The following is a 26,877-nucleotide window of genomic DNA, read 5'->3' as shown; positions in this document are numbered from 1 at the left end:
GATCTCTGTTGATCAGGCGGGTGGTCAGGAAGCGTCTGGAGCGGCGAGCGCCGCGGCCGCAGCCGCGATACGCTCACCGAAACGGCGCTGGTTCAGGGCCTCAATCGCCTCGCCGAGGACGGCGGACAGCGGGGCAGAAAGCTCGGCATCCAGCTGGTTGGCGGCGGCATTGGTGGCCGCCCACTGGCGCTGAAGGGCCGGGATCATCGCCTCGGTCTTCGGGGTCAGGGCCACGATCCGCTCGCGGGCGTCCGTGCCGGGCTTCAGCACCACAAGCCCGTCGCGAGTCATCTGGGAGACCGTCTGACTGACGGCGGAATGGCTGACACCGATCTCGGCTGCCACGGCCTTGATGGAGGTCGGCCCCAGACCCATCAGGGTGCGAAGCACCGGCGTATAGCGCGGCCGCCAGTCCAGGCCGGACGCGGCGTAGGCGGCCTCGACCTCGCCATCGAGCAGCTCGATCAGGCTTCGGACTCGGGAGCCAAGGGTGGAGACAGAGGAAGACATGACGACGATGTATAAGCGCTGTTATATTCTGTCAAGAGCCGCGTTTGGCCCCGCACGCGGAGGGCGGCGTCACGGCCCGTCCCCCGGCCGATGTCGTGATCGCGTGGCTCAACCCTCGCCAACCGGGCGTCATGCCGTCGGAGCGGACGCCGGAAACAACCACCGCTTCACCCGATCCGCCAGCGACATCCAGCCACCGGCGATCACGGCCGTGGCCAGGGCCGCGACCAGCAGGGTCGCGTCGGGCCGGGCCACCCCGAACACGGCGGCGAAGGCCGGGACGCTGAACACCCCGACCAGAACCGCGACGATCGCCGTCGCGATCACCCAGTAGGACCGGCGATACGGCGCGAACAGCCGACCGGAACCGGCCGAGTCGGCCAGGGCCAGGCCCAGATTGCCGATGACCAGGGCGACGAAGGCCGCGCCGCGGGCCATCGCCTCGGGCCAGCCGCCCAGGGCCCAGACATAGAGGCCGAGGACCCCGGCCAGCACGCCCACACCCTGCAGCGCGGCCCGGCCGATCTGGGCCGGGCCGAACAGGGGCTCGTCGCGGCGGCGCGGCGGCTGGCGCATCGCCGCCGCATCACTGGGCTCGGCCTCGAACACCAGGGCGCACAGCGGATCGATCGCCAGTTCCATCAGCACCACATGCATGGGGAACAGCAGGGGCGGCAGACCGAACAGGATCGGGCCCAGGGCCAGGCCGGCGATCGGCACATGGATGGCGGTGATATAGGTCAGGGCCCGCCGCAGATTGGCGAAGATCCGCCGCCCCAGCCGGATCCCGCCGACGATCGAGGCGAAACTGTCGTCCAGCAGGACCAGGTCCGCCGCCTCGCGCGCCACGTCCGTGCCCTTCAGCCCCATGGCGATACCGATATGGGCCGCCTCCAGCGCCGGGGCGTCATTGACCCCGTCGCCGGTCATGGCCACCACCTGGCCATCGGCCCTCAGGGCCTCGACGATGCGCAATTTCTGCGCCGGCTGGATCCGGGCACAGACCCGGACCGTGCGCAGCCGGGCCGCCAGGGCCCCGGACGACAGGGTCGCGACCTCGGACCCCAGCAAGGCCCCCGCCGTCGTGTCGAGTCCGGCCGCCGCCGCCGTCGCCAGGGCCGTGGCCGGATGGTCACCGGTGATCATCACCACGGCGATCCCGGCGGCGCGGGCCTCGGCCAGGGCGGCTGGGACCCCGGGCCGTAGCGGGTCCACAAAGCCGACCAGTCCGGCAAAGGTGAAGTCCAGCCCGCCGGGCTCGTCCGGGGCCGGGACCGCGACCGGGGCCGGGGCCGAGGCCACGGCCAGCACGCGCAGGCCATCGGCGGCATAGTGTTCGACCACGGCCTGCAAGGCGGTGATCTCCCCCGCCTCGAGCCGACACAGGGCGAAGATGGCTTCAGGGGCCCCCTTGGCCGCGGCCAACCCCGCCCCGTCTGCGCCGGACCAGAGCTGGATCACCGCCATCCGGTCCGGCCGCAGCGGCCAGACCCGGTCGGGCTCACCGCCCCCGGAACCGGCTGGACCGCCGCCGACATGATCGGCCAGGGCCCGGACGGCGCGATCCATCGGATCGACCGGACGCACCGCCGAGGCCAGGGCCGCCAGCCGGATCAGGTTCCCGGCGGGATCGCCCGCCAGCACCGGCCCTGTCGAAATCACCGTATCGACACCCGCGGCCCACAGTCGGGCCACCCGCATCCGGTTCTCGGTCAGGGTCCCGGTCTTGTCGACACACAGGACCGTGGCCCCGCCCAGGGTCTCGATCACGGCCCCGCGCCGCGCCAGCACCTGATGGCGCGCCAGCCGCCAGCCGCCCAGGGCGATGAAGACGGTCAGGACCATCGGAAATTCCTCGGGGATCAGGGCGATCGCCAGGGTGATCCCGGCCAGAATGCCGTCGATCCAGTCCCCCCGGACCAGGCCATAGGTCACCACCACGAGCAGGCAGAAGCCGAGGGCGAAGCCGCCGAGCAGGCCGACCAGGCGGCCCGCCGTCTGCTGCAGGGGCGTCGGGGTCTGGACGATCCCGGCCAGAGAGGCCCCGATCTGGCCGAGGGCCGAGCGGGCCCCGGTCCGGGTCACCCGGGCCACCCCCTGGCCGCGTACCACCAGGGTGCCGAAAAACAGCCAGGCCGTTGTCGCACCGCCCGGCACCGGGTCATCGCCGGGAGGGGAACCGGCTCCAGCCGGTGTTTTCGACACGGTCGCGGACTCCCCGGTCAGCGCCGCCTCATCGACCGTCAGGACGTCACCACCGATCAGCCAGGCGTCGGCCGGCACGCGGTCACCCTCCCCGATCAGCAGCAGGTCGCCGGGCACGAGGTCGCGTGCCGGAATCGTGCGCTCGCGGCCCTCGCGGGTCACCCGGGCCAGCGGCTGGCCCAGGGCCTGCAGGGCCTGGAGGGCGCGCTCGCTGCGGGACTCCTGCGCCACGACCAGACCGATCGACGCCAGGGCCCCGGCCACAAGAAAGAGGCCCTCGCCGAGGTCGCCGAGCACCAGATAGAGCAGGGCCGCCCCGATCAGCAGCAGGAACATCGGCTCGCGCAGGGTCTCGCCGACGATGCGCAGGACCCCGCGCCGGCGCGCCGGCGGCAGGGCGTTGGGACCGGCGTCGATCAGCCGCCGGGCCGCCTCGGCCTCATCCAGTCCGCGCAGGCTGTCCAGGGTCATTCACGCCGCCGAAATGGATCAGGTCCGGGCATCCGGGTCCGCTATTGATCCCATGCCCGGTCCGGGCCGGGTCCGACCATGACCTGTATCAAGGCCGGCGTCGCTCCGCCCTCAGCGCGCACCGACCGCACTGCCTGCCGCTGCCAGACGCAGGATCACATCGTCGACCTGGACGCCACCCCGGTCGATGACCAGGTTCTGGTAGTTGCGCTGGCCGTCGGCGGTCTCGGATTCAACGCTCTCGACCTCGGTCCGGAACTGACGGCGCAGATAGGTGGCCAGCTCGCCGGCCGTGACCAGATGATCCCCGTCGCCATCGGCCTCGCCGGACATGCCGGTGCGCAGGAAGTGGGACAGATAGCCACCGGCGCGGAATTTATCGGCCACCGCACTGGTCAGGTCCTCTTCCGAGCTGAACAGACCCATGACCCCGGGCCGGTCCACGACGTTGCGGGCGAAGCCGCCCGAATAGCAGGAATCCAGCACCAGCAGCGCCAGGCGGGTACGCAGGCTGCCGAACAGTCGCGACATCTCGACATCGCTGATCTCGCCGTCCCGCAACACGATGGATTCGCTGCGGCCGTCCGGCTCCAGCCCCGTGACCGCCGTATCGGACTGGTCACCGTGCCCGGAGAAGAAGAACAGGAACATGTCATCGGGCCCGGCCTGGGCCGCGACCCGGGCGAAGGCCGCCCGCACGCCGCCGATGGTGGCCTGGGCATTGGTCAGGACCACGCTGGACGGGTTCAGGACCCCTTCCCGCTGCAGCGTCTCGGCCAGTTTGCGGGCGTCCTCGTCCGTATAGGGCAGGTTGTTCTGGCCGCCGCCATAGTCGGAGACCCCGACCATGACCGCGAACACCCGCGCGCCCGACTGGACCGCCGCCTGTCGCGGCGAGCCCTGGCTGGGGCTGACGATGAAGCGGTAGGACCCGGTTTCGCCGGAGGCGTAGGAGGTGACCATCACCTGATATTCGCCGTCCTCGGTCAGGACCGTGTCCAGCCGGCTGTTGGTGCCGTCCTGGCCGTCGTCATTCTCGCGCTGCTCGCCCGAGGGGGTGCGCAGGATGGTGTAGGCGTCGAAGGCCGAGGAGGTCAGTTCGACCGCCACCCGCTCCCCGCGCCGGCCGACGAAGCTGTAGGTGTCGACATATTCGCCGCTGTCCAGGGTCTCGTCACCGCTGCCCAGGGTTCCGGCCACCGTCTGACCGACCGTGATCCGCCCGCCCGAGGACGCCCGCTCATTGGCCTGCACCGCCGGCTCGGCCCGGGCCGAGCCGGAATCGGCCAGGGCCGACAGACGATAGCTGCCGGTCTCGCCGGCCTCATAGCTGGTGGCGGTGATCCGGTATTCGCCATCGGCCGGCAGGGTCACGCGCAGCCGGCTGTCGCGACTGTCCGACGCATCGGCATCGTCGTCATTGAAGCCCGAGAAATTGCCGGGGCCGGTGATGGACAGATAGGGGTCGAAGTCGGTGGACGACAGGCGCAGGTCCAGCCGCTGGCCGCGACGGCCCGCGAATACGAAACTGTTCAGATATTCACCACTGTCCAGCTGGCGATCGCCGCGCGCCAGCCGGCCGGTCCGGGTCTCGCCCAGCCGCAGGGCCGTCTCGCCGGTGTCGCCGCGGGTGTCGCGCGCGCGCTCGCCGCCGCCACCGCCGTCCAGGCTTAGGGAATAGCTGCCGGTCTCGCCCGACTCATAGCTGGTCGCCGAGACCGTGGCCTCGCCATCGGCCGGGGCGGTGAAGCGGATCCGGCTGTCCTGGGTGCCGCGCCGCGCCGGATCGTCGTCATTGTCCTCGCTGAGCCCGCCGGGGCCGCGCACCATCAGATAGGGATCAAAGCCGCTGGCGCTGAGTGCCAATTCATAGGTCTGGCCGCGCCGCACCGGCAGGGCATAGCTGTCGACGAACTCCCCGCTGGACAGGGTCTCGTCGCCACGGGCCAGCTGGCCGCGCGTGGTGCCGGTGCCGAGCCGGCCTCCGGTCGATTGCCCGCCGCCGCCGCCGCCCTGGGGCACGGCAATCGATCCGCCGATCAGGCTCAGACGATAGGTCCCGCGCTCGCCGCTCTCATAGCTGGTGGCGGTGACGCGGTAGGTGCCGTCCGCCGGCAGGCGCAGGTTCAGCAGCGCACTGCGGTCGTCATCCGAGGCGTCGTCATTGTCCTCGGAGAAGTCGCCCGGACCGCGCACCATCAGATAGGGGTCGAAATCGTTGGAGGTCAGCCGCAGGCCGACCTGCTGACCGGCCCGGCCCTGGAATTCGAACAGGTCGCGGAATTCGCCGCTGTCCAGCCGGTCATCGCCGGGACTCAGGCTCCCGGTCACCTCGCGCCCCGGACGAAGCTGCTCCTGCGCGATCGCCGGCGAGCCCAGGATCGTCAGGGCCGTGCTGGCGTACAGAATGATCCTGAGCATGGCATTTCTCCCTGAAACCAACCTAACGCGACCAGCGTGACCGTTGTTATTTATTCTCGAATAACAGGAATCGACCGACAGGAGTCCCCGACACCACCATTCGGCCTTGTTCATGCCGCACATGGCCGCCCCCGCGCCTCCGTTCGCCCGCCCTGTGGCTGGCCCTGTCATCCCGGCGCCCTACGGAATCTGTATGCCCTTCCCCGCCAGCCATCCTGCCCTCGACCGTGCCCTCGCCGAACGCGGCTATGCCGAGCCCACGCCTGTTCAATCCGCCGTTCTGGACGCCGCACCCAATGAGGACGGCAGCGGCCGCGACCTGCTGGTCTCGGCCCAGACCGGTTCGGGCAAGACCGTCGCCTTCGGCCTGGCCCTGGCCCACACCCTGCTGGGTGAGGCCGAGCGTTTCAATGAATACGGGGCCCCGGTGGCCCTGGTCATCGCCCCGACCCGCGAACTGGCCCTGCAGGTCTCCAACGAGCTGCAGTGGCTGTACGCCCCGACCGGCGCGCGCATCGTCTCCTGCGTCGGCGGCATGGACCCCAAGGTGGAACGCCAGGCCCTGAACCGCGGCTGCCACATCGTCGTCGGCACCCCCGGTCGCCTGCGCGACCATGTCGAGCGCGGCTCGCTGGACCTGTCGACCCTGAAGGCCGTCGTCCTCGACGAGGCCGACGAGATGCTGGACATGGGCTTCCAGGAAGACCTGACCTTCATCCTCGACGCCGCCCCGGCCGAACGCCGCACCCTGCTGTTCTCGGCCACCCTGGCGCGCGACATCGTGCAACTGGCCAAGACCTACCAGACCAATGCCCTGCGCATCGACACGGTCGCGGGCAACACCTCGCACGCCGACATCGAATACAAGGCCATCCGCGTCGCCCCCAATGAGGTCGAGCTCGCCGTCGTCAATGTGCTGCGCTATTTCGAGGCCCCCGGGGCCCTGGTGTTCGCCAACACCCGCGAGCGCGTCAAACACCTGACCGCCAGCCTGCGCGAGCGCGGCTTCTCGGTCGTCGGCCTGTCCGGTGAACTGACCCAGAGCCAGCGCTCGGAGGCCCTGCAGGCCCTGCGCGACGGCCATGCCCGCGTCTGCGTGGCTACCGACGTCGCCGCCCGCGGTCTCGACCTGCCCGACCTGGGCCTGGTCATCCACGCCGAGATCCCGGTCAACAAGGCCGGCCTGCTGCACCGTTCGGGCCGTACGGGTCGCGCCGGCAAGAAGGGCGTCTCCGTCCTGCTGGTCAGCTACACCCGCCGCCGCAAGGTCGAGATCATGCTGAACTCGGCCTCGATCACCGCCGAATGGTCGGGCCCGCCCAGCGCCGAGATGATCGTCGCCAAGGATCGCGAGCGTATGTTGGCCGATCCGGTCCTGATCGCCCCGGTCGAGGATGAGGGGATGCTGGCCATGGGCCGGCAGCTGCTCGAAAACAGCTCGCCCGAACAGATCGCCGCCGCCCTGATCCGCCTGTACCAGCAGAAGCTGCCGGCACCGGAAGACGTCTATGACGACGACCGGATGAAGCGTCAGCAGCAGGCCGGGGTCAATGACAAGGGCCAGCCTGACATGCCCTATACGGACTTCGCCCGCGGCGGCGACATGGCGTGGTTCCGCATCAATGTCGGTCGCGACAAGAACGCCGATCCGAAATGGCTGATGCCGACCATCTGCCGCCTCGGTCATGTGACCAAGCGCGACATCGGCTCGATCCGCATCTTCGACCGCGAGACCAAGTTCGAGATCACCAGGGAGGCCGAGGCCAAATTCCTCGCCGCCATCGCCACCGGTCTGGAGGACGGGGTCAAGATCGATGCCGCCGTGGCCCCCGGCCCGCGCGAGCCGGCCGAGCGTCGCCCGCGTCCGGGCGGCAAACCCTATGAAGGCAAGGCCGAGGGCGGCGAGAAGAAGCCCTGGGTCAAGCGCGACGCCCCCGCTGACGGCGAACGCAAGCCGTGGGTCAAGCGCGACGATGCCGGCGCGACCGGTGAAAAGAAGCCGTGGGTCAAGCGCGAGGCTCCGGCCGACGGCGAGAAGAAGCCATGGGTGAAACGCGACAACGCGGCCCCGGCCGGTGACAAGAAGCCCTGGGTGAAGCGCGAGGCCCCCGCCGACGGCGAGAAGAAGCCCTGGGTCAAGCGCGAGGCTCCGGCCTCGGGCGAAAAACAACCCTGGGCCGGTCGTGTCGAAATGGGCGCGGGCGAGAAGAAGCCCTGGGTCAAGAAGACCGACGGCGGCAAGCCGGCTCCGGCCGGCGAGAAGAAGGCCTGGGCCCCGAAGTCCGACGCCTCGGCCCCGGCCGCAGCCGGTGACCAGGCCTGGAAGGGCAAGCCCAAGGGCGGCGACCGTCCCTGGGCCCCCAAGGACGCGCGCGGCAAGCCGCCGGCAAAGCCCTACAAGGGCAAGACCCCGCGCAGCTGATGTGACGATGGTCCGGCCCCGGTGATCCGGGGTCGGTCCCGTCAGGCCGGATAGCGTTCGCGCATCGCCTCTACAGCCCAGACGCACAGGTCACGCAGGGCCGCGGCATCCATCGCCTCGAGGCGCGGAATATAGAGGCAGGACACGCTGGTCTTGAGTTTGCCCAGTCGCGCCATCAGGTCCGGGCGCTCGTTGAATCCGGGCATGATGTAGAGCGTCAGGGCCGCCTTGCGCGGCGAGAAGCCGATGACCGGCCAGTCCCCCTCGCGCCCGCTGGCATAGACATAGCGATAGCTGCCGAACCCGACGATCGACGGCCCCCACATCACCGGCGGCTGGCCGCTGACCTGCTCCAGCATGCGACAGACCGTTTCCGCCTCGGCGCGGCGGCGCGCATCGGGCACGGCGGCGATGAAGTCGGCGACGCTGGCGTCGGTGGGAAGGGTCCTGGGGGCGTCGGCCATGCGGGCTCCTGTCGGATCACAGCGCCCCATTGTGACGCCGATCGGGCGCGGGGAAAACCGCTCAGGCCGGGGACCAGTCCTCCGGGGCCAGCGCGAAGCCCCCACCGAGGTTCAGCCCCGGCGCGACCGTGGTCCCGATCAGGGTCCAGGGGCCGAGGCTGCGCGCGGTGCGCCAGGCCCCGGTCGGCACGGCCAGCTGCGGCTGCTGGTCCCCGGTCAGGCCGGGCCCGACGGTGGCGGTGACGGTGACGGCCCCGGCGATCTGCATCTCCAGCGGCGCGCCGTCATAATACTGCCAGAGCTCGGTCGCCTCGACCCGGTGCCAGGCCGAGACCTCGCCCGCCTCCAGCAGCAGATAGGCCGTCACTCCCATCGAGCGCCCGTCGACCTCGCGCGGGTCGCGGAAGATCTCGCGATGATGCCCGCCGCCCTCCAGCGGCTGGAGTTCGAGCAGGGCGATGATTTCAGCGGCGGTCATCATGGGGCGAATCGGGTCCGGGGCAGGTGCGGCACCCTAGCGCGGGCCTGTCCCGGACACAGCCGGTCCCAGGGGGCTGATGTCAGGCTGCCTCGCCCTGACCGGCACGGCACCCCTCTCCTCGGCGGGGGCGTGGGCGTCAGGGGTGAGAATCTTGTTGACCATGGAGCAGGCTTTCCGGCGCACAGGCCGCATTGGGCCGGCGCTCTGGACCATGACGCGCGAAAGGCCTCTGCGGGCCCGGACGCAATATCGCAAAGGGCGGGCAGGGTGACGCAGCGGGGGCCGGGTGCCTTCACAGCGAACATCGACAGCACAACCTTACCGGGTTATTCTTGTCTGCATCGCGGCCGAAAGCGGGAGCGCGACCCATACCGATCATCTCGATCTTCTTCGGCATCGTCATCCGCATCAACTTCTTCGATCATGCCCCGCCCCACCTCCATGCAGCCCACGGCGGAACCGAGGCCCTGTTCGACATCCGGACGGGACGGACCATTGCTGGAGCCATCCAGCGTCGGGAAACCCGATATGTGGTAGAATGGATCGCGAAGAACCGGGCCGAACTGATGCGAAACTGGGATTTGGCGGCGAACGGACAGCCGACCTTCAAGATCGAAGGGCTTGAGGATGAGTGAGATCAAACTGGTGCGCGCCCGGCGCGTGAAGGCGCTCGAAGGCTACAGGCTGGAGATCGTTTTCGACGACGACACCATGGGCGTGATCGACCTCAGCGATTTCGTAAAGCTTGGCCCGATGACTGAGCCTCTCCGCAATCCGGCCTTCTTCGCCAGGGTGTTCATCGAAATGGGCGTCCCGACCTGGCCCAACGGCTGCGACATCGACGCGATCAACGCCCGGATGACGATTGAGGCGACCGGCGCGCTGCGGCCGGCGACGGCGGTGGCCTAACGCCAGACTTCAAGGCCGTGACGGCGCATCGCGACCCGGCATTTTTCTGCGGTACTCTCGGTGAGCGCGACCTTCAGGCACCTCATTCCGGGTTCGGCCTCCGGGCCAAAACCGAAATCGTTCAGGGATCCCATTCCGCCCGTCGTCTCGGCCAATAGCGACCCCAATGCATCCAGGTCGCCCTCGGAAAGCCGTCGGCAAGTCTTGGCGACCCGGGCGGCAATGGCCTCGCCGCCATGGCGCTCAACGAGCTGGGTGATCTCGCAGACCACCTTGATAACGTCGTCAATCTCCAGGCGGTCGGACAACCTCACAGCGCCTTCACGATCCCCTCGACCATCTTCTTGGCGTCGCTGAACAGCATCATCGTGTTGTCGCGGAAGAACAGTTCGTTCTCGACCCCGGCATAGCCGCTGCTCATGCCGCGCTTGATGAACAGGACGGTGCCGGCCTTGTCGACGTCCAGAACCGGCATGCCGTAGATCGGGCTGGCCTTGTCGGTCTTGGCGGCGGGGTTGGTGACGTCATTGGCCCCGATGACGAAGGCCACGTCGGCGGAGGAGAATTCGCTGTTGATGTCCTCCAGCTCGAACACCTCGTCATAGGGGACATTGGCCTCGGCCAGCAGCACGTTCATATGGCCGGGCATGCGGCCGGCGACGGGGTGGATGGCGTATTTCACCTCGACCCCCTCCGCCTTCAGCTTGTCGGCCATCTCGCGCAGGGCGTGCTGGGCCTGGGCCACGGCCATGCCGTAGCCGGGCACGATAATGACCTTGGAGGCGTTCTTCATGATGAAGGCGGCGTCCTCGGCACTGCCCTGTTTGACCGGCCGGGTCTCGGCTGCCCCCTCGCCCGCCGGGCCCGCGTCGCCGCCGAACCCGCCGAGGATGACGCTGATGAAGCTGCGGTTCATGGCCTTGCACATGATGTAGCTGAGGATCGCGCCGGAGCTGCCGACCAGGGCCCCGGTGATGATCAGGGCGATATTCTCCAGCGTGAAGCCCAGGGCCGCCGCGGCCCAGCCGGAGTAAGAGTTGAGCATCGACACCACCACCGGCATGTCGGCCCCGCCGATGGGGATGATCAGGGTCGCGCCGAGGATCAGGGCCAGGGCAAACACCCCCCAGAAGGCCCATGTCGCGGATCCGCCGGTGCCGATCAATATGCCGATCAGCAGCACCAGGGCCAGGGCCAGGCCGATGTTGATCAGGTGGCGGGCGGGCAGGATGATCGGCGCGCCGCTCATATTGCCGTTCAGCTTGGCGAAGGCGATGACCGAGCCGGTGAAGGTGATGGCCCCGATGGCCACGCCCAGTGACAGCTCGATGATCGACTGCATCTTGATGCCGCCCAGCCCGTCGTCGATACCGAAGGCCACCGGCGCATAGACGGCCCCGACGGCGACCAGACAGGCGGCCATGCCGACCAGCGAGTGGAAGGCGGCGACCAGCTGCGGCATCTGGGTCATCTCGACCTTGCGCGCGATCAGGGCCCCGGCCCCGCCGCCGACGACGACGCCCCCGGCCAGCAGGGCCAGGGTCATCGGATCCAGCGCCCCGGTGGTGCCGAGGGTCAGCAGGGTGACGCCCACGGCCAGGGCCATGCCGACCATGCCGAAGGTGTTGCCCCGGCGGCTGGTCTCGGGACTGGACAGCCCGCGCAGGCTGAGAATGAACAGCACGCCGGCGGCCAGATAGGCCAGAGCCGCGATGGATGCATTCATGGCGTCCCCCTCATCATGTTCATTCTAAACGAAGCCGACACGGGCGGGCCGCGCCGGATCGTTGGTGGCCTGCGCGCGGGCCTCGCCGTTCTTGACCAGGGCGACGGCCACGGAGCCGGGACCGCCTGTCTTGGTCAGGATGCACCAGCCGTTGTCGACCGGCAGCCGTCCGGCCATGTGACCGCTACCGCTGCGGGTCAGGCCGTTGGCCCAGTGTTTGCGGTCGTAGTTGTTCATTTCCATCGTCACCGGCGAGAACCGGCACACCAGCGACCAGCTGGCCCCGCCGGGCGCGGCCACCGACCACGGCAGGCCGGCCGCGTGGGCGGTGCCGACATCGGTCTGGGCCGAGGCCCCGCCCGCCGGACCAAGGGTCAGGATGACAGCGGCGATCGCCGCGATCCGGGCCGTCATCGCCTGCCGGCTCCCGGCAGGCCGCTGGTGCGGTCCAGCCGCCACAGGGCCGCGGCGATGAACAGCGGCGACAGCACCACCCAGGCCCAGTCGAACACCGTCATCGGCCGGGTCTGGGCCACGACCCGCAGCAGGACCGAGCCGAACATCAGCACCACGGCGAAATCCTGAAAGCGCAGCCGGCGAATGGCGTCGCTCTCGCGCACGAAGCTCCAGATGAACAGGCCCAGGCCGGCTCCGGTCGCCGCCCAGGAGACGATGATCGCAAACTGCTGGAGGTCGAAGATCATGACGCCACCGGCAGGCGCGAGGCGATCACCCGTCCGCGCCGGAAGGCCTTGATGCCCTCGACTGCGAAGATCCCCGCCACCACCGCCATCAGACAGGTCATCAGCAGATTGTCTTCACCCAGATAGGTCAGGGCCCGCCAGATCCAGAAGGCCACGAACATCGGAAAGGCGATCACCGACACGACCCGCTCGACCCGCGTGCGCAGCGCCGGCTCCAGCCGGGCACCGAACAGGACGGTACCGAGCACCAGCACCAGGGCGACCGGCATCATCACGGTGAAGACCATCGCCACCGTCATGCCCTGGGCTTTTCCTTCTTGCGGTACATGGCCAGCATGCGCCGGGTGACCATGAAGCCGCCGAAGATGTTGACGCTGGCCAGGGTCACGGCCACGACGCCCGCCCCCTTGGCGATCCAGGCGTCAGGCCCGCTGACGTCACCCGAGACCGAGGCCGCGGCGATCAGGCCACCAACGATGATGACGCTGGAGATGGCATTGGTCACCGCCATCAGCGGCGTGTGCAGGGCCGGCGTCACCGACCAGACGACATAGTAGCCGACGAAGATGGCCAGCACGAAGATGGCCAGACGAAAGACGGTGGGATCGACATGTTCCATGTCAGGCTCTCTGCTCCAGACGTTCATCAATGCTCGCAAGGAGCCACAATCCACCGCCTGCAACGATCGTGGGAATGACGGTTCTGAACACGCTGTCCAGCCCGGCTCCGAGGGCCTCAGCGGACTCAGGCCAACCCCCGGTCCCGAAGGTGAAGACGACTGCGAACAGACCCCAGCAGGGGGCGGCGACGATCAAAAACAGACCGAGACCTTTGAGGAAACGCCGGATCATCCCCTCACCCCCTCATGCACCACGGCCCCGCCGTGGGTGACGACGGCGGCCTTGAGGATCTCGTCCTCGAGGTCGAGGGTCAGGGCCCCGTCCTTGATCAGCAGGCCGGTGAAGGCCAGCAGGTTCTTGGCATACAGGGCGCTGGCGTCGGCGGCGATACGACCGGGCAGATTGGTGTAGCCGACGATCTGGACGCCGTTGCGGGTGGTCACGACCTCCCCGGCCTTCGCGCCCTCGACATTGCCCCCGGCCTCGACGGCCAGGTCGATCAGCACCGAGCCGGGCTTCATCGTCGCCACCTGTTCGGCGGTGACCAGCACCGGGGCCGCGCGGCCCGGGATCAGGGCCGTGGTGATGACGATGTCCTGCTTCCTGATATGTTCGCCGGTCAGGATGGCCTGTCTGGCCTGGTATTCGGCCGACATCGGCTTGGCATAGCCGCCGGCGGTCTGGGCGTTTTTGAACTCCTCGTCCTCGACGGCGAGGAATTTTGCTCCCAGAGATTCGACCTGTTCCTTGGTCGCGGGCCGCACGTCGGTGGCGGTGACCACCGCCCCCAGCCGCCGCGCCGTGGCGATGGCCTGCAGCCCGGCGACGCCGACCCCCATGATGAAGACCTTGGCCGGGGCGACCGTGCCCGCTGCCGTCATCATCATCGGGAAGCCTTTCCCGTAGGCGTAAGCCGCCTCGATCACCGCGCGATAGCCGGCCAGATTGGCCTGGGACGACAGGGCGTCCATCACCTGGGCCCGCGAAATCCGCGGCACGAATTCCATGGCGAACGACGTCAGATTGGCCCCGGCCATGGCCGCCACCGTGTCCTTGTCGCGGAAGGCGTCCAGCATGGCCACGACAATGGTGCCGGGCTTCATGGCGCTGGTTTCCTGGGCCGTGGGGCCGCGTACCTTCAGCAGGATGTCGGCCCGGTCCAGCACCGCCTTGGTGTCCTTGGCCACGGTGACCCCGGCCTCGACATAGTCGGCGTCAGGGATGGACGAGCCCGCGCCGGTGCCGGCCTCGACCGTCACGGTCGCGCCGAGGGCGATCAGCTTCTTCGCCGTCTCCGGTGTCAGGGCGCAGCGGGTTTCGCCTTCCCGGCGTTCGCGCGTCACGGCAATGGCGATGGCCAAGCGAATCTCCCCTGTTCGAACTGAACAGAGGGACGTTAGGCCCAACCGGAACCATGCGTCAAAGCGGGCGGGAAACGCCGGCCGGAGCCGGCCGCACTCAATGGGCGGGCTTGGCCTTCAGGACCAGGATGCCGACGGCGAGCATCACCACGCCGGCCACGATGCCCCCCATGATACTGCCGCCCGGCTGGAAGGCGATAGTCAGCGCCAGCACCAGGGCCGCGATGACCAGCGAACCCCATTTGGCCAGGGTGATGAACAGGCCAAAGGTCGCCTTCTGCTCATCAATCGCCTGGGAGCCGTGCACATAGGCGTGGGCGGCGGTGGACTTGCGGGGATCGGCCATGGGAAGCGTCCGGATAGAGGAGTCGTTGCGCCGTCTTATAGCGATGCCCGCGCCGGGCTCAAGAGCCGGGGCCGCCTACTGGTCCAGGGCGGCGAGAACGTCACGGGTGAAGGCGGCCATGTCGAAGCGGTTGCCGGTCGGGTCCTCGCCCCGACGCACGATGACGATGTTCCGGGCCGGAACGATCACCACATACTGGCCGCGGTTGCCGAAGGCGGCGATGGTGTCGGCGGGCACACCGTCTGACCGGTTCATCAACCAGAAGGTCGCGCCATAGCCGAAATCGCCCTCGGGCTGGGGTCCGGACGGCCGCGACACATGGGCCAGCCAGCCCTCGGGCAGGATACGCTGCCCGTCGTGGACCCCGTCATTCAGATACAGACGCCCGAACCGGGCCAGGTCCCGCGCCGTCGACCAGACCTGGCTGGACAGGATGTAGTGGCCGCGCCAGTCGGTCTCGGCGACCGTGTCGGTCATGCCCAGCCGGGCGAACAGGTCAGCCGGCGGATGGGCGGCAAAGGTCGGGGCGATGGCCAGGACCGCCAGCAATATGTCGTTGTTGGCATAGCGGAACCGGGCACCGGGCACGGCGATCAGTGGCCAGCCGGGCACCTGTTCCTCGACGGTGGTGCCGCCGAAATACAGGGCGTCGGTGCGGTTGCCGGCCGAATCGCTGGTCAGGCCCGAGGCCATGCGCATCAACTGGTCGAGGGTGATGACCCGACGGGGGTCGCCATCGACCTGCCAGTTGGCGATGGCGGCGGGGGCGTCGACATCGACCTCGCCGCGCTGGACCGCGGCCCCGATCAGGGTGCCGGCCAGGCTCTTGGCCACCGACCATGTGCGCTGCGGCACGTCGGGGCCGAAGCCGGGGGCATAGGATTCGCTGACAATCGTCCCGCCCTGCAGCACGACCACCGCCGTCGTATTGGTGCCGCCGCCATAGCGGCCGTCGCTGGCCCCCGTCACGGCGGCGGCCAGGGCAACCGCGTCCCCGGCCGCAGGGCCTGACGGCAGGTCGGCGACGGGCGGGACCGACGGCGTCGGTGCCGTCGCCGGCACCCCGGCCGGACCGGTCCAGCCGACCGGCATGATCGAACAGCCACCGCCCGGCCGCCAGACGGCCACGCGCGGCGGCCCGGTCTCGTCCCAGGCGACACTGACCCGGTGACCGGTGAAGGTCGCGGTCAGGTCATGGATCAGGGGATCCAGGGTCGGATAGATGCCGACGAACTCATTGGCGTCGACGCTGTCGGGGCTGCGCTGGCCGCCCGCCGCCGTGGCGTTGTGAACCGCGCTGCACAGGGTCAGCGCCTTGTAGCCCGCCGCCGAGGCCCGCGCCTCGGCGCTGGCCGGGGCGACGGTCTGGGCCAGGGCAGGAGCCGCGAGCGGGGCGACGGCCAGGGTCGCGGCGAGGATCAGGGTGCGCATGGCCCGACGCTGGCGCGCCGGGCCGGTGGCGTCAATGTCTGCGGATCAGACCAGAGCTTCGAACCGGTCGATCAGGCCTTCCAGCCGTTTGGTGCCGATGGTCCAGAAGGCCGGGTCGCGCGGGTTCAGGCCGAACGGGGCCAGGGCCTCGACATAGGTGCGGGTCCCGCCCCCGGCCAGCAGCTCGCGATACAGGGGGGTGAAGGCCTCGGGGTCCTTCGCCCGGGTCTCCATCAGCGCCGCCACCAGCAGGTCGCCGAAGGCATAGGCATAGACATAGAAGGGCGCGTGCACGAAATGGCTGACATAGGCCCACCAGTGCTCATAGCCGGGGTTCAGCGTCACCGCCGGGCCCAGGGCCGCCCCCATCTCCTCCAGCCAGATCTCGCCGATGCGGTCGACCGAGACCTCGCCCGCCAGACGCTCGTCGTGGAAGCGGGTCTCGAAGCGGTGGAAGGCGATCTGGCGCACCACGGTGTTCAGCCCGTCCTCGATCCGCCCGGCCAGCAGGCCGCGCTGTTCCGCCTTCGGGGCCGTGGCCAGCAGCCGGTCGAAGGTCAGACCCTCGGCGAAGATCGAGGCCGTCTCGGCCAGGGTCAGGGGCGTGTCGGCCAGCAATGTGCCCTGATCGGCGGCGAGCGTATTGTGCACGGCATGGCCCAGCTCATGGGCCAGGGTCAGCACGTCACGCCGCTCGCCCATCCAGTTCAGGAACACATAGGGGTGCCGGTTGGCGCTGACCGGATGGCAATAGGCCCCCGACTGCTTGCCCGCCCGGGCCCGCCCGTCGATCCAGGGCTTGTCGAAGAAGCCCTGGGCCCGTTCGGCGAATTCGGGGCCCAGATCGGCGAAACTCTCCAGCACCAGCGCCCTGCCCTGGGCCCAGTCGAAGCCGCGCGGGGCGCTGGTCTCGATCGGGGCGTTGCGGTCCCACTGGTCCAGCGTCGTCTTGCCCAGCGCCTTCGCCTTCAGGGCATAATAGCGGTGCGACAGGTTCGGATAGGCGGCAGCCACGGCCTCGGCCATGGCGTCGACCGACTCGCCGTCGACCTCATTGGCCAGGTGGCGGCTGTCGGCGGGGCGTTTAAAGCCGCGCCATTTGCTTTCCAGCGCCTGGTCGGCGGCCACGGTGTTGATCACCAGCCCGAGGGTCGCGGTCCGGGCGGCGAGCGCCGTGTTCAGTCCCTCGGCCGCCGCCTGACGCCGCGCGCCCTTGGGATCACTGAGCCGGTTCAGGGTTTCGGCCAGGGTCAGGGACTCCTTGCCGACCGCCACCGTCATCGCCGCCAGCGTCTCGTCGAACAGGCGCGGCCACTGGGCCATGATCGGCATGCTTTCGGCGATGAAGGTCTCCAGCTCTTCCGACAGTTCGTGCGGCTTCATCGCCCGCACCCGCCGCAGCCACGGTGCCCAGCGCGCCGCCGCCGGCACGGCCTTCAGGGCCGCGTTCAGCTCGGCCTCGTCCAGCTGGTTGATCTCCAGCGTGACCCAGACGGTCGGGGTGACGATGGCCGTGGTCTTCTCGCGCAGATTGGCCTCGAACCCCTGGGCCGCCGCGTCATTGCGGTCGGTCGAGGCGGCGAGGAAGGCATAGGCCCCCAGCCCGCCCAGGGCCTCGGTCGCCTGTTCGTACAGGGTGATGACCCGGTCCAGGGTCTCGCCCAGCGCCGCGGCCTCCGCGCGCCTGGCCAGCATCTGCCCCTGCAGGGCCGTCAGATCGGCCACCAGCGCCCGCCCCCGCTCCAGATCGGCGGCGATCTGCGGATCGGTGCGCGAGCCATACAGGTCGGACAGATCCCACAGGGGGGCGTCGGCGGGGGTGGCGGTCGGGGCTTTGAAGGGTGCGTTCATGCCCTCTAGTGTGGGCAGGGCCGGGTCGCGGCGCAACCGGGCCGGTGGTCCTGCGGGGGCGAAATCCTGACCGGACGCCGCTTCCGGAAACCGCCAGACGGGCGGGGCCGGGCGGGCCACCCTGCGCTGATGACCTATCAGATCGACGCCCTGCCCCTGGCCCCGTTCGCCCCGCTGTTCGCCCTGTCCGAAGAGGCCCTGCTCGCCCTCGGCGGACGGCGCATGATCGCCGACAGCCCGCACAGTGCCCCCTGCCGCGTCAGCCTGGTCGACGCCGCTCCGGGCGAGCGGCTGATCCTGATCTCCCACCGCCATCTGGACGCCCCCGCCTCGCCCTATCATGCAGAAGGCGCGGTGTTCGTGCGGGAAGCGGCGGTCGAGCCCGGTCCGGTGATCGGCACCGTACCCGACCTTCTGGGCCGTCGCCTGCTGTCGGTCCGGGCCTATGACACCGACGGCATGATGACCGATGCGGATGTGGTCGAGGGCAGGGTTCTGGACGCCCGGTTGCGCCTGTGGCTGGACAATCCGGTCGTGGCCCAGGTCCAGCTGCATACGGCCCGGCGCGGCTGCTATCTGGCCCGGGCCGTCCGTCCGGACTGACCGCCCTTTCAATTGCCCCGCGTGGAAGGCAACCTCCGGTATCGGGGGAAACGCGCATGACCATTTTCGGCGACAACGAGACCGGCACCGGCCGCTCCAGCCTGACCACCGGCGACCGGCGCGGTCTGGCGGCCGTCCGTATCGGCATCGGCCTGGCCCAGGGCATCATCCTGTATCTGCTGTGGCGTTCGGTCGGCACCGGCTACGGCGAGGATGCCGTCCGCGCCTGGCCGGCCACCATCCCGACCCTGTTCGGGCCCCTGTTGCTGGTCGCCGCCTTCCTGCCCGTGGTGTTGCTGGCCGGGGTGGGACGGCTGCGCCTGACCACCCTGGCGATCTGGACGCTCGTGGCCGGCGCCTCCCTGGCCGGGCTGGCCTGGCATGATGTGGCGCGCCAGTCGTTCGGCGACCTCAACAACCCGCCCTTCCTCAGCGGTCCGATGCTGGCCTTCACCGCCGCCGCCCTGTTCATCGCCCATCATCTGGTGGTGCCGGCGGATCAGGCCCGGCGGCGGGTCGCCCCCTTCCCCGCCTATTTCGACACCGCCTGGAAGGCCGGGGTCCAGCTGGCCCTGTCGATCGGCTTCACCGGGGCCTTCTGGATCCTGCTGTATCTGGGCGCGGCCCTGTTCAACATCATCGGGCTGAAATTCCTCGAGGACCTGCTGCAAAAAGAATGGTTCGCCATTCCGGTCACCACCCTGGCCTTCGCCATCGCCGTGCAGCTGACCGATGTGCGCGACGCCCTGATCCGCGGCGTGCGCTCGGTGGTGCTGATGCTGCTGTCCTGGCTGCTGCTGGTCATCACCGTGCTGGTGGCCGGCTTCCTCGCCGCCCTGCCCTTCACCGGCCTCGACGGTCTGTGGGACACGGGCAGCGCCACCGCCCTGGTGCTGTCGGCGGCGGCGATCCTGATCATTCTGATCAACACCGCCTATCAGGACGGCCTGGCCGACAACCTGCCGCCGCTCGTGCTGCGCATCGCCGTGCGCGTGGCCGGGGTGCTGCTGACACCGCTGATGGCCATCGCCGTCTGGGGTCTGGCCCTGCGCATCGGCCAGTATGGCCTGACCCCGGACCGGATCATCGCCGTGGCCTGTACCGTGATCGGGATCGGCTATGCCGCCGGCTACGGTTTTGCCGCCCTGCAGCCCTTCTGGCGGCGTGCCGACTGGATGCGCCCGCTGGAGCCGACCAATGTCGCCACCGCCGTCCTCAGCGTCGGCGTCATCCTGGCCCTGTTCAGCCCCCTGGCCGACCCGGCCCGGCTGTCGGTGGCGGACCAGACGGCCCGGCTGGCGCGCGGCGCGGTGACGCCCGAGAAATTCGACTATCGCTTCCTGCGCTTCGAAAGCGGCCGCGCCGGCGAGGCCGCCCTCGCCCGACTGGCGGCCTCGACCAATGCCGAGATCGCCACCCGGGCGAAGACGGCGCAGGCCGCCGAGGATCGCTATGGCAACGAAGCGGCCGGCGCGCCTGACGTCACACCGGTCATCGAAGCCTGGCCGACGACAACCCTCCTGCCCGCCGAGTTCACGGCGGCGGTTCCGGCCGATGACGACCGCGCCAGTTGCAGCAAGCCCGGCGAGTGTGTCGGCGCCCTGATGGATATGAACGGCGACGGGCGTCCGGAAATCCTGCTCGCCCGGCAGAACAGCCTGACCATGTATGTTCGCGCCGACGACGGCGGTTGGATCGCGACCGGGCGTGGCTCCCAGCCGTTCTGCCCCGGCGAGACGCGGATCGATCCGCGCGTCGCCTTGAAGGCTGGAACCGTGAAGCCGGTGGCCCCGCTCTGGGCCGACCTGTCGCTGGATGGCTCGACCCGGATGCGGATTGAACCGGGCGAACCCTGCAAAGGCTGAATGCGCGACCGTCAGGGTTTCGCGGTCAGCCCGTCGATATCCCTCCGGCTGAAGCCATCGCCCTCGTAGAGCTGAATGACGCGCGAGGCCGAGGCGTCGACGCGCGTCAGTCGCCCGACGCGGCGTCGAGAAAGGCCTTGTCCGCCTTCAGCCCGGTCACGGGCCAGCCGGCGACCGTGTCGGCAACGGCCGGCATCTGCCGCAGCCTTTCCTCCAGCGCGGCCTTAACCGCCGGTCGCACGGCGTCGGTCTCGTCTTCAGGGTCATGAAAGGGCGAGGGTGCCGCCTCGGAACGCCGAACGACAACGCCAGCCGGCCGGGGCGGCAAACCTTCGCCCACAGCAGTCGCCCCCCACCGTTAACCCCCCGCTCACCACCCCGGACAACCCGATCTTCACCTTGCCGGGGGTAAAACCGTCCCGAAACGAGCCAGTCCCGCTTGAATGAGGACAGGCCGTAACCGGTGATGACAAGGGGTGTTTCCGCCATGGCCAAGACTGTTCTGGTGGTCGACGACGACCCGACCCAACGCCGCCTGGTCCAGGCGGTGCTGGAACGCGAGGGCTATGCCGTGGCCCAGGCCGAGAGCGGCGGCGAGGCCATCGACCGGCTGACGAAGGGCGGCGGGGCCGACGTGATCCTGCTGGACATGGTCATGCCGCGCATGTCCGGCCTGGAATGCCTGGCCGAGATCCGCACCGCCGGGATCACCACCCCGGTCATCGTCCTGACCGCCAACGGCGGCATCGAGACGGTGGTCAAGGCCATGCAGGCCGGGGCCCAGGACTTCTTCGTCAAGCCGGTCTCGGCCGAGCGCCTGCTGATCGGCGTGCGCAACGCGATGCAACTGACCCAGCTGACGGCCGAGGTCGGCCGGCTGAAGAAGCACGTCTCCGGCCGCACCACCTTCGACGATCTGGTCGGCACCAGCCCGGCCATGCGGATGGTCAAATCGCTGGGCACCCGCGCCGCCAAATCGACCATCCCGGTGCTGATCACCGGCGAGAGCGGCGTCGGCAAGGAGGTCATCGCCCGCGCCCTGCACGGGGTCAGCGACCGCGCCGGCAAGCCGTTCGTGGCCGTCAACTGCGGAGCCCTGCCCGCCAACCTGGTCGAGTCGATCCTGTTCGGCCACGAGAAGGGCAGTTTCACCGGGGCCAGCGACAAACACCTCGGCAAATTCATGGAGGCCAACGGCGGCACCCTGTTCCTCGACGAGATCGGCGAACTGCCGCTGGACATGCAGGTCAAGCTGCTGCGCGTGCTGCAGGAGGGCGAGGTCGACCCCGTCGGGGCCAGGCGCGCCGTCAAGGTCGACGTGCGCATCGTCTCGGCCACCAATCGCGACCCTGCCCGGCAGGTCAAGGAAGGGGCCTTCCGCGAGGACCTGTTCTACCGCCTCAACGTCTTCCCGATCGAGGCTCCGTCCCTGCGTGAACGGCGCGAGGACATCCCGGCCCTGATCGACCATTTCATCGCCCGCTTCAACGTCGAGGAAGGCCGCCGCATCGCCGGCTGCTCGCCCGAGACCGTGGCCCTGCTGACCGCCTTCGACTGGCCCGGCAATGTCCGCCAGCTGGAGAACAGCGTCTATCGCGCCATCGTCCTGGCCGACGCCCCCTTCCTGCAGCCGCACGACTTCCCGGCCATCTCGGGTGTCTCCGCCAGTCTCCTCCCCATGGAACATGGGGAGGGGGACCGCGAAGCGGTGGAGGGGACCGGCACCAACCCGGCCGAACCCTATGCCAACCTGCCGCCCCTGCCGGACACGCCGATCCGCATCCTCGACGACCGCGGCCACCTGCGCACGCTGGAAGACATCGAACGCGACCTGATCCAGCACGCCATCGAGGTCTATGCCGGCCACATGTCCGAAATCGCCCGCCGCCTCGGCATCGGCCGCTCCACCCTCTACCGCAAGGTCCGCGAACAGGGGCTGGAGGGGATTTTGAAAGAGGCGGGCTAAACGCCCCTCCCTCTCCCGGCGGGAGAGGGAATGACGTTGGCCCTACTCCTCAGCCCCCGGCGGCGGCTTCCGCCCCCAGCGCCGTTTCGGTGCCTCGCCCTTCGCCTTGGCGGTGATTTCCTTGAGCTTGCGGCCCTGCATCGACGACAGGGCCTGGCCGGGCGCGCCCTTTTCGGGGTCGCCGAAGGCGCGGCCGTAGGTCTGGATGCGGTCGCCGACCGATTCGAGGAACTCGCCCTCCCATTCAGACAGCGAAACGCCCGCCTTCTCGGCCGAGCGGCGGGCGCGCTTCAGGGCGTTGAGGGCGGCGCGCTGCGCGGCCTGACGCTGGGCTTCGAACGGGCTGACGGGCCGCTTGGGTTTCATTGGGTGTAGGGCTTAGGTCTTAGGGCTTAGGGCTTGGAAAGAAGCCTACACCTGCCCTGCCCGCGTTGGCACCCGCCGACCTGCTTCCCAAGACCTAAGCCCTAAGCCCTAATTCCTCGGCTTCAGATTTCGCCGAGCGCCGACATATAGAGGTCGAGGATCGCATCCTCTTCCTGGCGCTTGGCCTTGTCCTGTTTGCGGATGCGGATGACCTTGCGCAGGATCTTGACGTCGTAGCCCTCGCCCTTGGCCTCGAGGAAGACCTCCTTCATGTCGGCCATGATGGCGGCCTTGTCCTCTTCGAGGCGCTCGAGGCGTTCGATGATGGTGCGCAGACGGCCCTGGGCCGTGGCGTTGAGGATGTCCGGGCTGGCGTCGAATGTGGCGTCATCGGCCATGGGGAACTCCTCGGGTCAGTAAAAAACTCAGGCGCGGACGCTAACCATACCGGGGCGAAACGCTCAACGGCAGGCACGAAAAAGGCCGCGGACAATGTCCGCGACCCTGTGGGTAGTTCAGACCCGGATGCGTTACCGTCCGTCGCGCGGCGACGGACCGGCAGTCGCGGTCCCTAGCCCTGCTTCGCCTTGAAGCGCGGGTCGGTCTTGTTGATCACATAGACCACGCCCTTGCGGCGAACGATCTTGCAGTCGCGATGGCGACCCTTGAGCGACTTGAGCGAGCTACGGACCTTCATGGTCTTGTCCTGGGGCAATGCAAAATAAACGAGCCGCGAAGTCGGACCTCGCGGCGGAGCGGTGCGTATAGAGAGGCTTGGCGAAAACGTCAACGGGCAGATGGCGTCTGGTCGTGCGCCGCTGACGCGGTACGCTATACAAGCATAACCCGGGGGGACTTCCATGGCGCGTCGAAAAATTGAGGCCGCCAGATACAAGGTGGCCGCAGCGGCCATTGTGCTCGCGGTCATCGGTTGGTTCGTCGCCGGCAACTGGCTCGAGGCGCGCTCGGAAAGGCAGGCCAGCCTGAAATGGGCCGCGGAGGCTGGAGCCGCCGTCGTTGCCCAGGCTCCCGACCCGCAAATCGCGCGGGTGGTTTCAATACAGACCAAGGATGCGCGCGCCACAGCTTGCGGCTGGATCGATCTCGGTCCCGGGTCAGGGGTCGTACCCTTCGCCGTACTGAATTTCTCCTCGCCTTACGCTGTCCTGCCTGTTCCGAGCCAGGACAGCACGAAAGCCTGGGTCGATGCCGCCTTCGAAAAGCAACTGGTTCTGCGGTTCTGCCAGCCCCGCGACCGTCCCGCGACGCCCGCGAATGTCACCGAGATTCCTCTTGTCGACGGCCCGCTCAAGGCCCTCTGGTCTGAACGCGGCTCGGACTGGGCCATCATCCCTGTGCCGCAGGACGCCGGATTTGTGGCCGTCGCCCGCAGGACCGGCGGCGGCGCGAACATTTCGCCCGTGATGGAGACCGCCGCACAGGCCGAGATCTGGAGCCGCAGCGACGGCGTGGCCTACGCGGAGGCGGAGAATGCGAAGGGTCGGGCCCGTATGGCCACATACGACGCCTGTCTGGCCCGCCACCCGCGCGGCGACCCTGAACGTGAGCATTGCTGATACGAAGTTGACCGCGCTCAGGCAGCGAGGGACCGCGTCCCTCGCGTTAGCGCCCCACAAGGATGGAGGCCCGGCCTCCGGGTCGAACGGAGGGTCTGCGGGGTTGCACCCCCGCCGCGTCACCACTCCGCCACCGGGCCGTCTGGGTAGGACAGACGCAGACTAGACTGCGACATCCTGCGACAGGGTTTATCGTTGTGGTTAGCGCCGCCTTCACGCCTTGTCCGCCATGATCGGGCAACATATTCACCAGTCGCGCGCTAGCGATATTCAGGTTGTCGTCGAGGATATATGTCCAAGGTCATGCGGTTCAGCTCTCGCCTCCTTCTCATCGGCTGCGTCGCCGCTTGCGCGCCGATGCTGCCTGCGAGTCTGCCCCCCCTGCCCGGCCCGACCGCGACGCCGCCGGCGTCCGTCCCGACGCCCGCGCCGACACCCGCCCCGGTGCCGCCCCTGCCCGACGCCGCCGACCAGGCCGGGTTCGAGGGCTGGAAACAGGGGTTCCTGTCCCGTCACGGCGGCAGCCGCCGCGCCGCCTATGAGCGCGAGCTGGCCGGACTGACCCCCGATGCCACCGTCCTGCGCCTCGACCGCAACCAGCCCGAGTTCAGCCGCCCCGCCGGGGCCTATATCCAGAATGCCGCCAGCCCGGCGCGAATCGCCCAGGCGCGCCAGCGCTATGACCGGGTGCCGTGGGAAGTGACCCAGCGATTCGGCGTCCCGGCCGAGATCCTGGTGTCAATCTGGGCCAATGAGAGCAGTTTCGGCCAGGTCCAGGGCGACCATGATGTGATCCGCTCGCTCGCCACCCTGGCCTTCGACGGCCGCCGTCGTGACTGGGCCGAGGCCCAGCTGAAGGACGCGCTGGACATCGTCATCGACGGCCGCCGCGACCGCGCCGGCCTCAAGGGCAGCTGGGCCGGGGCCATGGGCCAGACCCAGTTCATGCCCGACAACTATCTGCGCCTCGGCATCGACCAGAACGGCGACGGCAAGGTCGACATCTGGGGCTCGGAAGCCGACGCCCTGGCCTCGGCCGCCAACCTGCTGGCCCAGGCCGGCTGGAAGCGCGGTCAGGCCTGGGGATATGAGGTCACCCTGCCGGCCGATTTCGATTACGCCGAGGCCGAGGGGCCCAAACATCCGTGGCAATTCTGGGCCGCCCGGGGCGTGACCCTGGCCGGCGGCGGCAGCCCGACCGAGGCCGAAGCGGCCGAGGACGCCACCCTGCTGCTGCCCCAGGGCGCGCGCGGGCCCGCCTTCCTGGCCCTGCCCAACCACTATGTGATCCGCCGCTACAACAATTCGGTCAGCTACGCCCTGGCCATCGGCCTGACCGCCGACGGCATCGCCGGCAAGCCCGGTCTGGTCGGCACCTGGCCCGACGACGCCCCCCTGTCGCGCGAGCAGCGCATCGGCACCCAGGCGGCCCTGACGCGGCGCGGCTATGACACCCAGGGCATCGACGGCGTCATCGGCTCCAACACCCGCGCCGCCCTGCGCCGCTGGCAGATGGCCAACGGCCGGGTCGCCGACGGCTATCTGACCGCCGAACTGGCCAATGAGCTGATGAGCGCGCGCTAGAGGCCCCCGCCGGTCGCCGAGTCACCGAATCCATGCCCGACCTGACGGCCATCGTGGCCGAAATCGCCGAAGAGATGCGGGCCGCCCCCGACCGCGGGCGGCCCGCTGACTACATTCCGCCGCTGGCCCGGGTCGATCCCGGTCAGTTCGGCATGGCGGTCGTCACCGCCGACGGCGGCGTCTTCACCGGCGGGTCGGCCGATGCGCTGTTCTCGCTGCAGAGCGTCTCCAAGGTCTTCGCCCTGACCCTGGCCCTGGGCCGGGTCGGCGACCAGCTGTGGGACCGCGTCGGTCGCGAGCCCTCGGGCAGCGCCTTCAACTCCATCGTCCAGCTGGAGTCGGAGCATGGCATTCCGAGGAATCCCTTCATCAACGCCGGGGCCATCGTCGTCGCCGATGTGAACCTCGGCCGCAGCGCCCCGCGCGCCTCCCTGGCCGAACTGATCAATTTCATCCGCCATCTGGCCGATGACGAGACGATTGCCGTCGATGTCGAGGTCGCCGGAAGCGAGGCACAGACCGGCTTCCGCAACGTCGCCCTGGCCAACTACATGAAGTCGTTCGGCAATCTGAATCACGCGCCCGAGGACGTCCTCGCCCTCTATTTCGGCCAGTGCGCGGTGGCGATGAGCTGCCGCCAGCTGGCCATGGCCGGTCGCTACCTGATGGCGGGCGGTCGCAACCCGACCAGTGGCCACCGCGTCGTCTCGGAAGCCCGCGCCCGGCGGATCAATGCCCTGATGCTGACCTGCGGCCACTATGACGCCAGTGGCGACTTCGCCTTCCGGGTCGGCCTGCCCGGCAAGTCCGGGGTCGGCGGCGGCATCCTGGCCGTGGCCCCCGGACGTGCCTCGATCGCCGTCTGGTCACCCGGCCTCAACGCCCAGGGCAATTCCCAGCTCGGCACCCTGGCGCTGGAGCGGCTGGCGATGCGCACCGGCTGGTCCGTGTTCGGGCGCGCAGACGTGCCGGACGCCTGACGCCGCGGGACCCG

27 protein-coding genes and 1 tRNA gene are annotated in these 26,877 nt (G+C 69.2%); 9 read left to right on the top strand and 19 right to left on the bottom strand.

Translation table 11 applies throughout. The features are described from left to right. Positions 1-24 precede the first annotated feature (24 nt). From PSV00_RS01145 to PSV00_RS01135, 3 genes are all read right to left on the bottom strand, one after another. Complete coding sequence (locus PSV00_RS01145) at positions 25-510, bottom strand: helix-turn-helix domain-containing protein (RefSeq protein WP_300443820.1); 486 nt, start codon at positions 508-510, stop codon at positions 25-27. A 129-nt stretch (positions 511-639) separates the two neighbouring features. Continuing rightward, positions 640-3,186, bottom strand: a complete 2,547-nt coding sequence (locus PSV00_RS01140; protein ID WP_300443818.1) for a cation-translocating P-type ATPase — start codon at positions 3,184-3,186, stop codon at positions 640-642. A 111-nt stretch (positions 3,187-3,297) separates the two neighbouring features. After that, positions 3,298-5,607, bottom strand: a complete 2,310-nt coding sequence (locus tag PSV00_RS01135) for a caspase family protein (protein ID WP_300443817.1) — start codon at positions 5,605-5,607, stop codon at positions 3,298-3,300. 193 nt (positions 5,608-5,800) lie between these two features. On the opposite strand from PSV00_RS01135, the gene PSV00_RS01130 reads away from it, so the two are divergent. Beyond that, positions 5,801-8,029 carry a DEAD/DEAH box helicase gene (locus tag PSV00_RS01130; RefSeq protein ID WP_300443816.1) on the top strand — a complete coding sequence of 743 codons (2,229 nt, stop codon included), beginning with the start codon at positions 5,801-5,803 and terminating at the stop codon, positions 8,027-8,029. 41 nt (positions 8,030-8,070) lie between these two features. Here PSV00_RS01130 and PSV00_RS01125 read toward each other — a convergent pair whose 3' ends face one another. Together PSV00_RS01125 and PSV00_RS01120 are read right to left on the bottom strand one after the other, a co-directional pair. Next, entirely contained in the window at positions 8,071-8,493 is a 423-nt protein-coding gene (locus PSV00_RS01125) for a DUF1801 domain-containing protein (RefSeq protein WP_300443814.1), read from the bottom strand. A gap of 61 nt (positions 8,494-8,554) precedes the next feature. Beyond that, positions 8,555-8,974 (bottom strand): cupin domain-containing protein, encoded by a 420-nt coding sequence (locus tag PSV00_RS01120; RefSeq protein ID WP_300443812.1) that lies wholly within the window; start codon positions 8,972-8,974, stop codon positions 8,555-8,557. A 332-nt stretch (positions 8,975-9,306) separates the two neighbouring features. Between PSV00_RS01120 and PSV00_RS01115 the strand changes: the two genes are divergently transcribed. Together PSV00_RS01115 and PSV00_RS01110 are read left to right on the top strand one after the other, a co-directional pair. Next, complete coding sequence (locus PSV00_RS01115; protein ID WP_300443810.1) at positions 9,307-9,609, top strand: DUF4160 domain-containing protein; 303 nt, start codon at positions 9,307-9,309, stop codon at positions 9,607-9,609. Beyond that, positions 9,602-9,883 carry a DUF2442 domain-containing protein gene (locus tag PSV00_RS01110; protein WP_300443808.1) on the top strand — a complete coding sequence of 94 codons (282 nt, stop codon included), beginning with the start codon at positions 9,602-9,604 and terminating at the stop codon, positions 9,881-9,883. The genes PSV00_RS01115 and PSV00_RS01110 overlap by 8 nt, the downstream gene beginning before the upstream one ends. On the opposite strand, the gene PSV00_RS01105 is transcribed toward PSV00_RS01110, so the two are convergent. The 10 genes from PSV00_RS01105 to PSV00_RS01060 all read right to left on the bottom strand — a co-directional run bounded on the left by PSV00_RS01105 (position 9,880) and on the right by PSV00_RS01060 (position 17,922). Next, the gene (locus tag PSV00_RS01105) at positions 9,880-10,191 is read right to left on the bottom strand and encodes a hypothetical protein (protein ID WP_300443806.1); all 312 of its coding nucleotides are present in this window, start codon (positions 10,189-10,191) and stop codon (positions 9,880-9,882) included. The genes PSV00_RS01110 and PSV00_RS01105 overlap by 4 nt on opposite strands. 2 nt (positions 10,192-10,193) lie before the next feature. Continuing rightward, positions 10,194-11,609, bottom strand: coding sequence for an NAD(P)(+) transhydrogenase (Re/Si-specific) subunit beta (locus PSV00_RS01100; RefSeq protein WP_300443804.1), 1,416 nt, complete (start codon positions 11,607-11,609; stop codon positions 10,194-10,196). A gap of 24 nt (positions 11,610-11,633) precedes the next feature. Then, positions 11,634-12,023 (bottom strand): hypothetical protein, encoded by a 390-nt coding sequence (locus PSV00_RS01095; protein WP_300443802.1) that lies wholly within the window; start codon positions 12,021-12,023, stop codon positions 11,634-11,636. After that, positions 12,020-12,313, bottom strand: a complete 294-nt coding sequence (locus tag PSV00_RS01090; protein WP_300443800.1) for a hypothetical protein — start codon at positions 12,311-12,313, stop codon at positions 12,020-12,022. The genes PSV00_RS01095 and PSV00_RS01090 overlap by 4 nt, the downstream gene beginning before the upstream one ends. Then, positions 12,310-12,612 (bottom strand): hypothetical protein, encoded by a 303-nt coding sequence (locus PSV00_RS01085; protein ID WP_300443798.1) that lies wholly within the window; start codon positions 12,610-12,612, stop codon positions 12,310-12,312. Before PSV00_RS01085 ends, PSV00_RS01090 begins: the two co-directional genes overlap by 4 nt. Next, a complete protein-coding gene (locus PSV00_RS01080; protein WP_300443796.1) occupies positions 12,609-12,932 on the bottom strand; it encodes an NAD(P) transhydrogenase subunit alpha in 324 nt (107 codons plus the stop codon). The genes PSV00_RS01085 and PSV00_RS01080 overlap by 4 nt, the downstream gene beginning before the upstream one ends. A gap of 228 nt (positions 12,933-13,160) precedes the next feature. After that, positions 13,161-14,294, bottom strand: coding sequence for a Re/Si-specific NAD(P)(+) transhydrogenase subunit alpha (locus PSV00_RS01075; protein ID WP_300443795.1), 1,134 nt, complete (start codon positions 14,292-14,294; stop codon positions 13,161-13,163). A 97-nt stretch (positions 14,295-14,391) separates the two neighbouring features. Then, complete coding sequence (locus PSV00_RS01070) at positions 14,392-14,640, bottom strand: aa3-type cytochrome c oxidase subunit IV (protein ID WP_300443793.1); 249 nt, start codon at positions 14,638-14,640, stop codon at positions 14,392-14,394. A gap of 75 nt (positions 14,641-14,715) precedes the next feature. Beyond that, positions 14,716-16,071 (bottom strand): serine hydrolase, encoded by a 1,356-nt coding sequence (locus tag PSV00_RS01065; protein ID WP_300443790.1) that lies wholly within the window; start codon positions 16,069-16,071, stop codon positions 14,716-14,718. A gap of 45 nt (positions 16,072-16,116) precedes the next feature. Next, positions 16,117-17,922: a M3 family oligoendopeptidase gene (locus tag PSV00_RS01060; protein ID WP_300443788.1), complete on the bottom strand. Its 1,806-nt coding sequence runs from the start codon at positions 17,920-17,922 to the stop codon at positions 16,117-16,119. A 129-nt stretch (positions 17,923-18,051) separates the two neighbouring features. On the opposite strand from PSV00_RS01060, the gene PSV00_RS01055 reads away from it, so the two are divergent. The 3 genes from PSV00_RS01055 (at position 18,052) to PSV00_RS01045 (ending at position 22,356) form a co-directional block, all read left to right on the top strand. Further along, entirely contained in the window at positions 18,052-18,525 is a 474-nt protein-coding gene (locus tag PSV00_RS01055) for a DUF1203 domain-containing protein (RefSeq protein ID WP_300443787.1), read from the top strand. A gap of 56 nt (positions 18,526-18,581) precedes the next feature. Continuing rightward, a complete protein-coding gene (locus PSV00_RS01050; protein ID WP_300443785.1) occupies positions 18,582-20,390 on the top strand; it encodes a DUF4153 domain-containing protein in 1,809 nt (602 codons plus the stop codon). A gap of 487 nt (positions 20,391-20,877) precedes the next feature. Then, positions 20,878-22,356: a sigma-54 dependent transcriptional regulator gene (locus PSV00_RS01045; protein WP_300443783.1), complete on the top strand. Its 1,479-nt coding sequence runs from the start codon at positions 20,878-20,880 to the stop codon at positions 22,354-22,356. Between the two features lie 42 nt (positions 22,357-22,398). Here PSV00_RS01045 and PSV00_RS01040 read toward each other — a convergent pair whose 3' ends face one another. The 3 genes from PSV00_RS01040 to ykgO all read right to left on the bottom strand — a co-directional run bounded on the left by PSV00_RS01040 (position 22,399) and on the right by ykgO (position 23,419). Next, positions 22,399-22,722 (bottom strand): hypothetical protein, encoded by a 324-nt coding sequence (locus tag PSV00_RS01040; RefSeq protein ID WP_300443782.1) that lies wholly within the window; start codon positions 22,720-22,722, stop codon positions 22,399-22,401. A gap of 122 nt (positions 22,723-22,844) precedes the next feature. After that, positions 22,845-23,120 (bottom strand): DUF2312 domain-containing protein, encoded by a 276-nt coding sequence (locus PSV00_RS01035; protein WP_300443780.1) that lies wholly within the window; start codon positions 23,118-23,120, stop codon positions 22,845-22,847. Between the two features lie 173 nt (positions 23,121-23,293). Further along, positions 23,294-23,419: a type B 50S ribosomal protein L36 gene (ykgO, locus tag PSV00_RS01030; protein WP_006274063.1), complete on the bottom strand. Its 126-nt coding sequence runs from the start codon at positions 23,417-23,419 to the stop codon at positions 23,294-23,296. Positions 23,420-23,618: 199 nt separating this feature from the next. Here ykgO and PSV00_RS01025 point away from each other — a divergent pair, with 199 nt between their 5' ends. Beyond that, on the top strand, positions 23,619-24,299 hold the full coding sequence (locus PSV00_RS01025; RefSeq protein ID WP_300443778.1) for a hypothetical protein: 681 nt from the start codon (positions 23,619-23,621) through the stop codon (positions 24,297-24,299). A gap of 63 nt (positions 24,300-24,362) precedes the next feature. On the opposite strand, the gene PSV00_RS01020 is transcribed toward PSV00_RS01025, so the two are convergent. Then, positions 24,363-24,439 (bottom strand) — tRNA-Cys (locus tag PSV00_RS01020). 217 nt (positions 24,440-24,656) lie between these two features. Here PSV00_RS01020 and PSV00_RS01015 point away from each other — a divergent pair. Together PSV00_RS01015 and PSV00_RS01010 are read left to right on the top strand one after the other, a co-directional pair. Beyond that, positions 24,657-25,883 carry a lytic murein transglycosylase gene (locus tag PSV00_RS01015; RefSeq protein WP_300443777.1) on the top strand — a complete coding sequence of 409 codons (1,227 nt, stop codon included), beginning with the start codon at positions 24,657-24,659 and terminating at the stop codon, positions 25,881-25,883. 32 nt (positions 25,884-25,915) lie between these two features. Beyond that, positions 25,916-26,863, top strand: coding sequence for a glutaminase (locus PSV00_RS01010; protein WP_300443775.1), 948 nt, complete (start codon positions 25,916-25,918; stop codon positions 26,861-26,863). The last annotated feature ends 14 nt before the right edge of the window (positions 26,864-26,877 follow it).

Origin of the sequence: Brevundimonas sp. (assembly GCF_029945885.1) — a bacterium.
Classification (GTDB): domain Bacteria; phylum Pseudomonadota; class Alphaproteobacteria; order Caulobacterales; family Caulobacteraceae; genus Brevundimonas.
The sequence above is the reverse complement of the archived record's forward strand: the minus strand, read 5'-3'. Positions and strand labels throughout refer to the sequence as shown.

What these genes read in the sequence shown, in the direction of transcription:
- PSV00_RS01145 (WP_300443820.1), bottom strand. Translation starts at nt 510, where the DNA reads ATGTCTTCCTCTGTCTCCACCCTTGGCTCCCGAGTCCGAAGCCTGATC.
- PSV00_RS01140 (WP_300443818.1), bottom strand. Translation starts at nt 3,186, where the DNA reads ATGACCCTGGACAGCCTGCGCGGACTGGATGAGGCCGAGGCGGCCCGG.
- PSV00_RS01135 (WP_300443817.1), bottom strand. Translation starts at nt 5,607, where the DNA reads ATGCTCAGGATCATTCTGTACGCCAGCACGGCCCTGACGATCCTGGGC.
- PSV00_RS01130 (WP_300443816.1), top strand. Translation starts at nt 5,801, where the DNA reads ATGCCCTTCCCCGCCAGCCATCCTGCCCTCGACCGTGCCCTCGCCGAA.
- PSV00_RS01125 (WP_300443814.1), bottom strand. Translation starts at nt 8,493, where the DNA reads ATGGCCGACGCCCCCAGGACCCTTCCCACCGACGCCAGCGTCGCCGAC.
- PSV00_RS01120 (WP_300443812.1), bottom strand. Translation starts at nt 8,974, where the DNA reads ATGATGACCGCCGCTGAAATCATCGCCCTGCTCGAACTCCAGCCGCTG.
- PSV00_RS01110 (WP_300443808.1), top strand. Translation starts at nt 9,602, where the DNA reads ATGAGTGAGATCAAACTGGTGCGCGCCCGGCGCGTGAAGGCGCTCGAA.
- PSV00_RS01100 (WP_300443804.1), bottom strand. Translation starts at nt 11,609, where the DNA reads ATGAATGCATCCATCGCGGCTCTGGCCTATCTGGCCGCCGGCGTGCTG.
- PSV00_RS01095 (WP_300443802.1), bottom strand. Translation starts at nt 12,023, where the DNA reads ATGACGGCCCGGATCGCGGCGATCGCCGCTGTCATCCTGACCCTTGGT.
- PSV00_RS01090 (WP_300443800.1), bottom strand. Translation starts at nt 12,313, where the DNA reads ATGATCTTCGACCTCCAGCAGTTTGCGATCATCGTCTCCTGGGCGGCG.
- PSV00_RS01085 (WP_300443798.1), bottom strand. Translation starts at nt 12,612, where the DNA reads ATGACGGTGGCGATGGTCTTCACCGTGATGATGCCGGTCGCCCTGGTG.
- PSV00_RS01080 (WP_300443796.1), bottom strand. Translation starts at nt 12,932, where the DNA reads ATGGAACATGTCGATCCCACCGTCTTTCGTCTGGCCATCTTCGTGCTG.
- PSV00_RS01070 (WP_300443793.1), bottom strand. Translation starts at nt 14,640, where the DNA reads ATGGCCGATCCCCGCAAGTCCACCGCCGCCCACGCCTATGTGCACGGC.
- PSV00_RS01065 (WP_300443790.1), bottom strand. Translation starts at nt 16,071, where the DNA reads ATGCGCACCCTGATCCTCGCCGCGACCCTGGCCGTCGCCCCGCTCGCG.
- PSV00_RS01060 (WP_300443788.1), bottom strand. Translation starts at nt 17,922, where the DNA reads ATGAACGCACCCTTCAAAGCCCCGACCGCCACCCCCGCCGACGCCCCC.
- PSV00_RS01055 (WP_300443787.1), top strand. Translation starts at nt 18,052, where the DNA reads ATGACCTATCAGATCGACGCCCTGCCCCTGGCCCCGTTCGCCCCGCTG.
- PSV00_RS01050 (WP_300443785.1), top strand. Translation starts at nt 18,582, where the DNA reads ATGACCATTTTCGGCGACAACGAGACCGGCACCGGCCGCTCCAGCCTG.
- PSV00_RS01045 (WP_300443783.1), top strand. Translation starts at nt 20,878, where the DNA reads ATGGCCAAGACTGTTCTGGTGGTCGACGACGACCCGACCCAACGCCGC.
- PSV00_RS01040 (WP_300443782.1), bottom strand. Translation starts at nt 22,722, where the DNA reads ATGAAACCCAAGCGGCCCGTCAGCCCGTTCGAAGCCCAGCGTCAGGCC.
- PSV00_RS01035 (WP_300443780.1), bottom strand. Translation starts at nt 23,120, where the DNA reads ATGGCCGATGACGCCACATTCGACGCCAGCCCGGACATCCTCAACGCC.
- ykgO (WP_006274063.1), bottom strand. Translation starts at nt 23,419, where the DNA reads ATGAAGGTCCGTAGCTCGCTCAAGTCGCTCAAGGGTCGCCATCGCGAC.
- PSV00_RS01015 (WP_300443777.1), top strand. Translation starts at nt 24,657, where the DNA reads ATGCTGCCTGCGAGTCTGCCCCCCCTGCCCGGCCCGACCGCGACGCCG.
- PSV00_RS01010 (WP_300443775.1), top strand. Translation starts at nt 25,916, where the DNA reads ATGCCCGACCTGACGGCCATCGTGGCCGAAATCGCCGAAGAGATGCGG.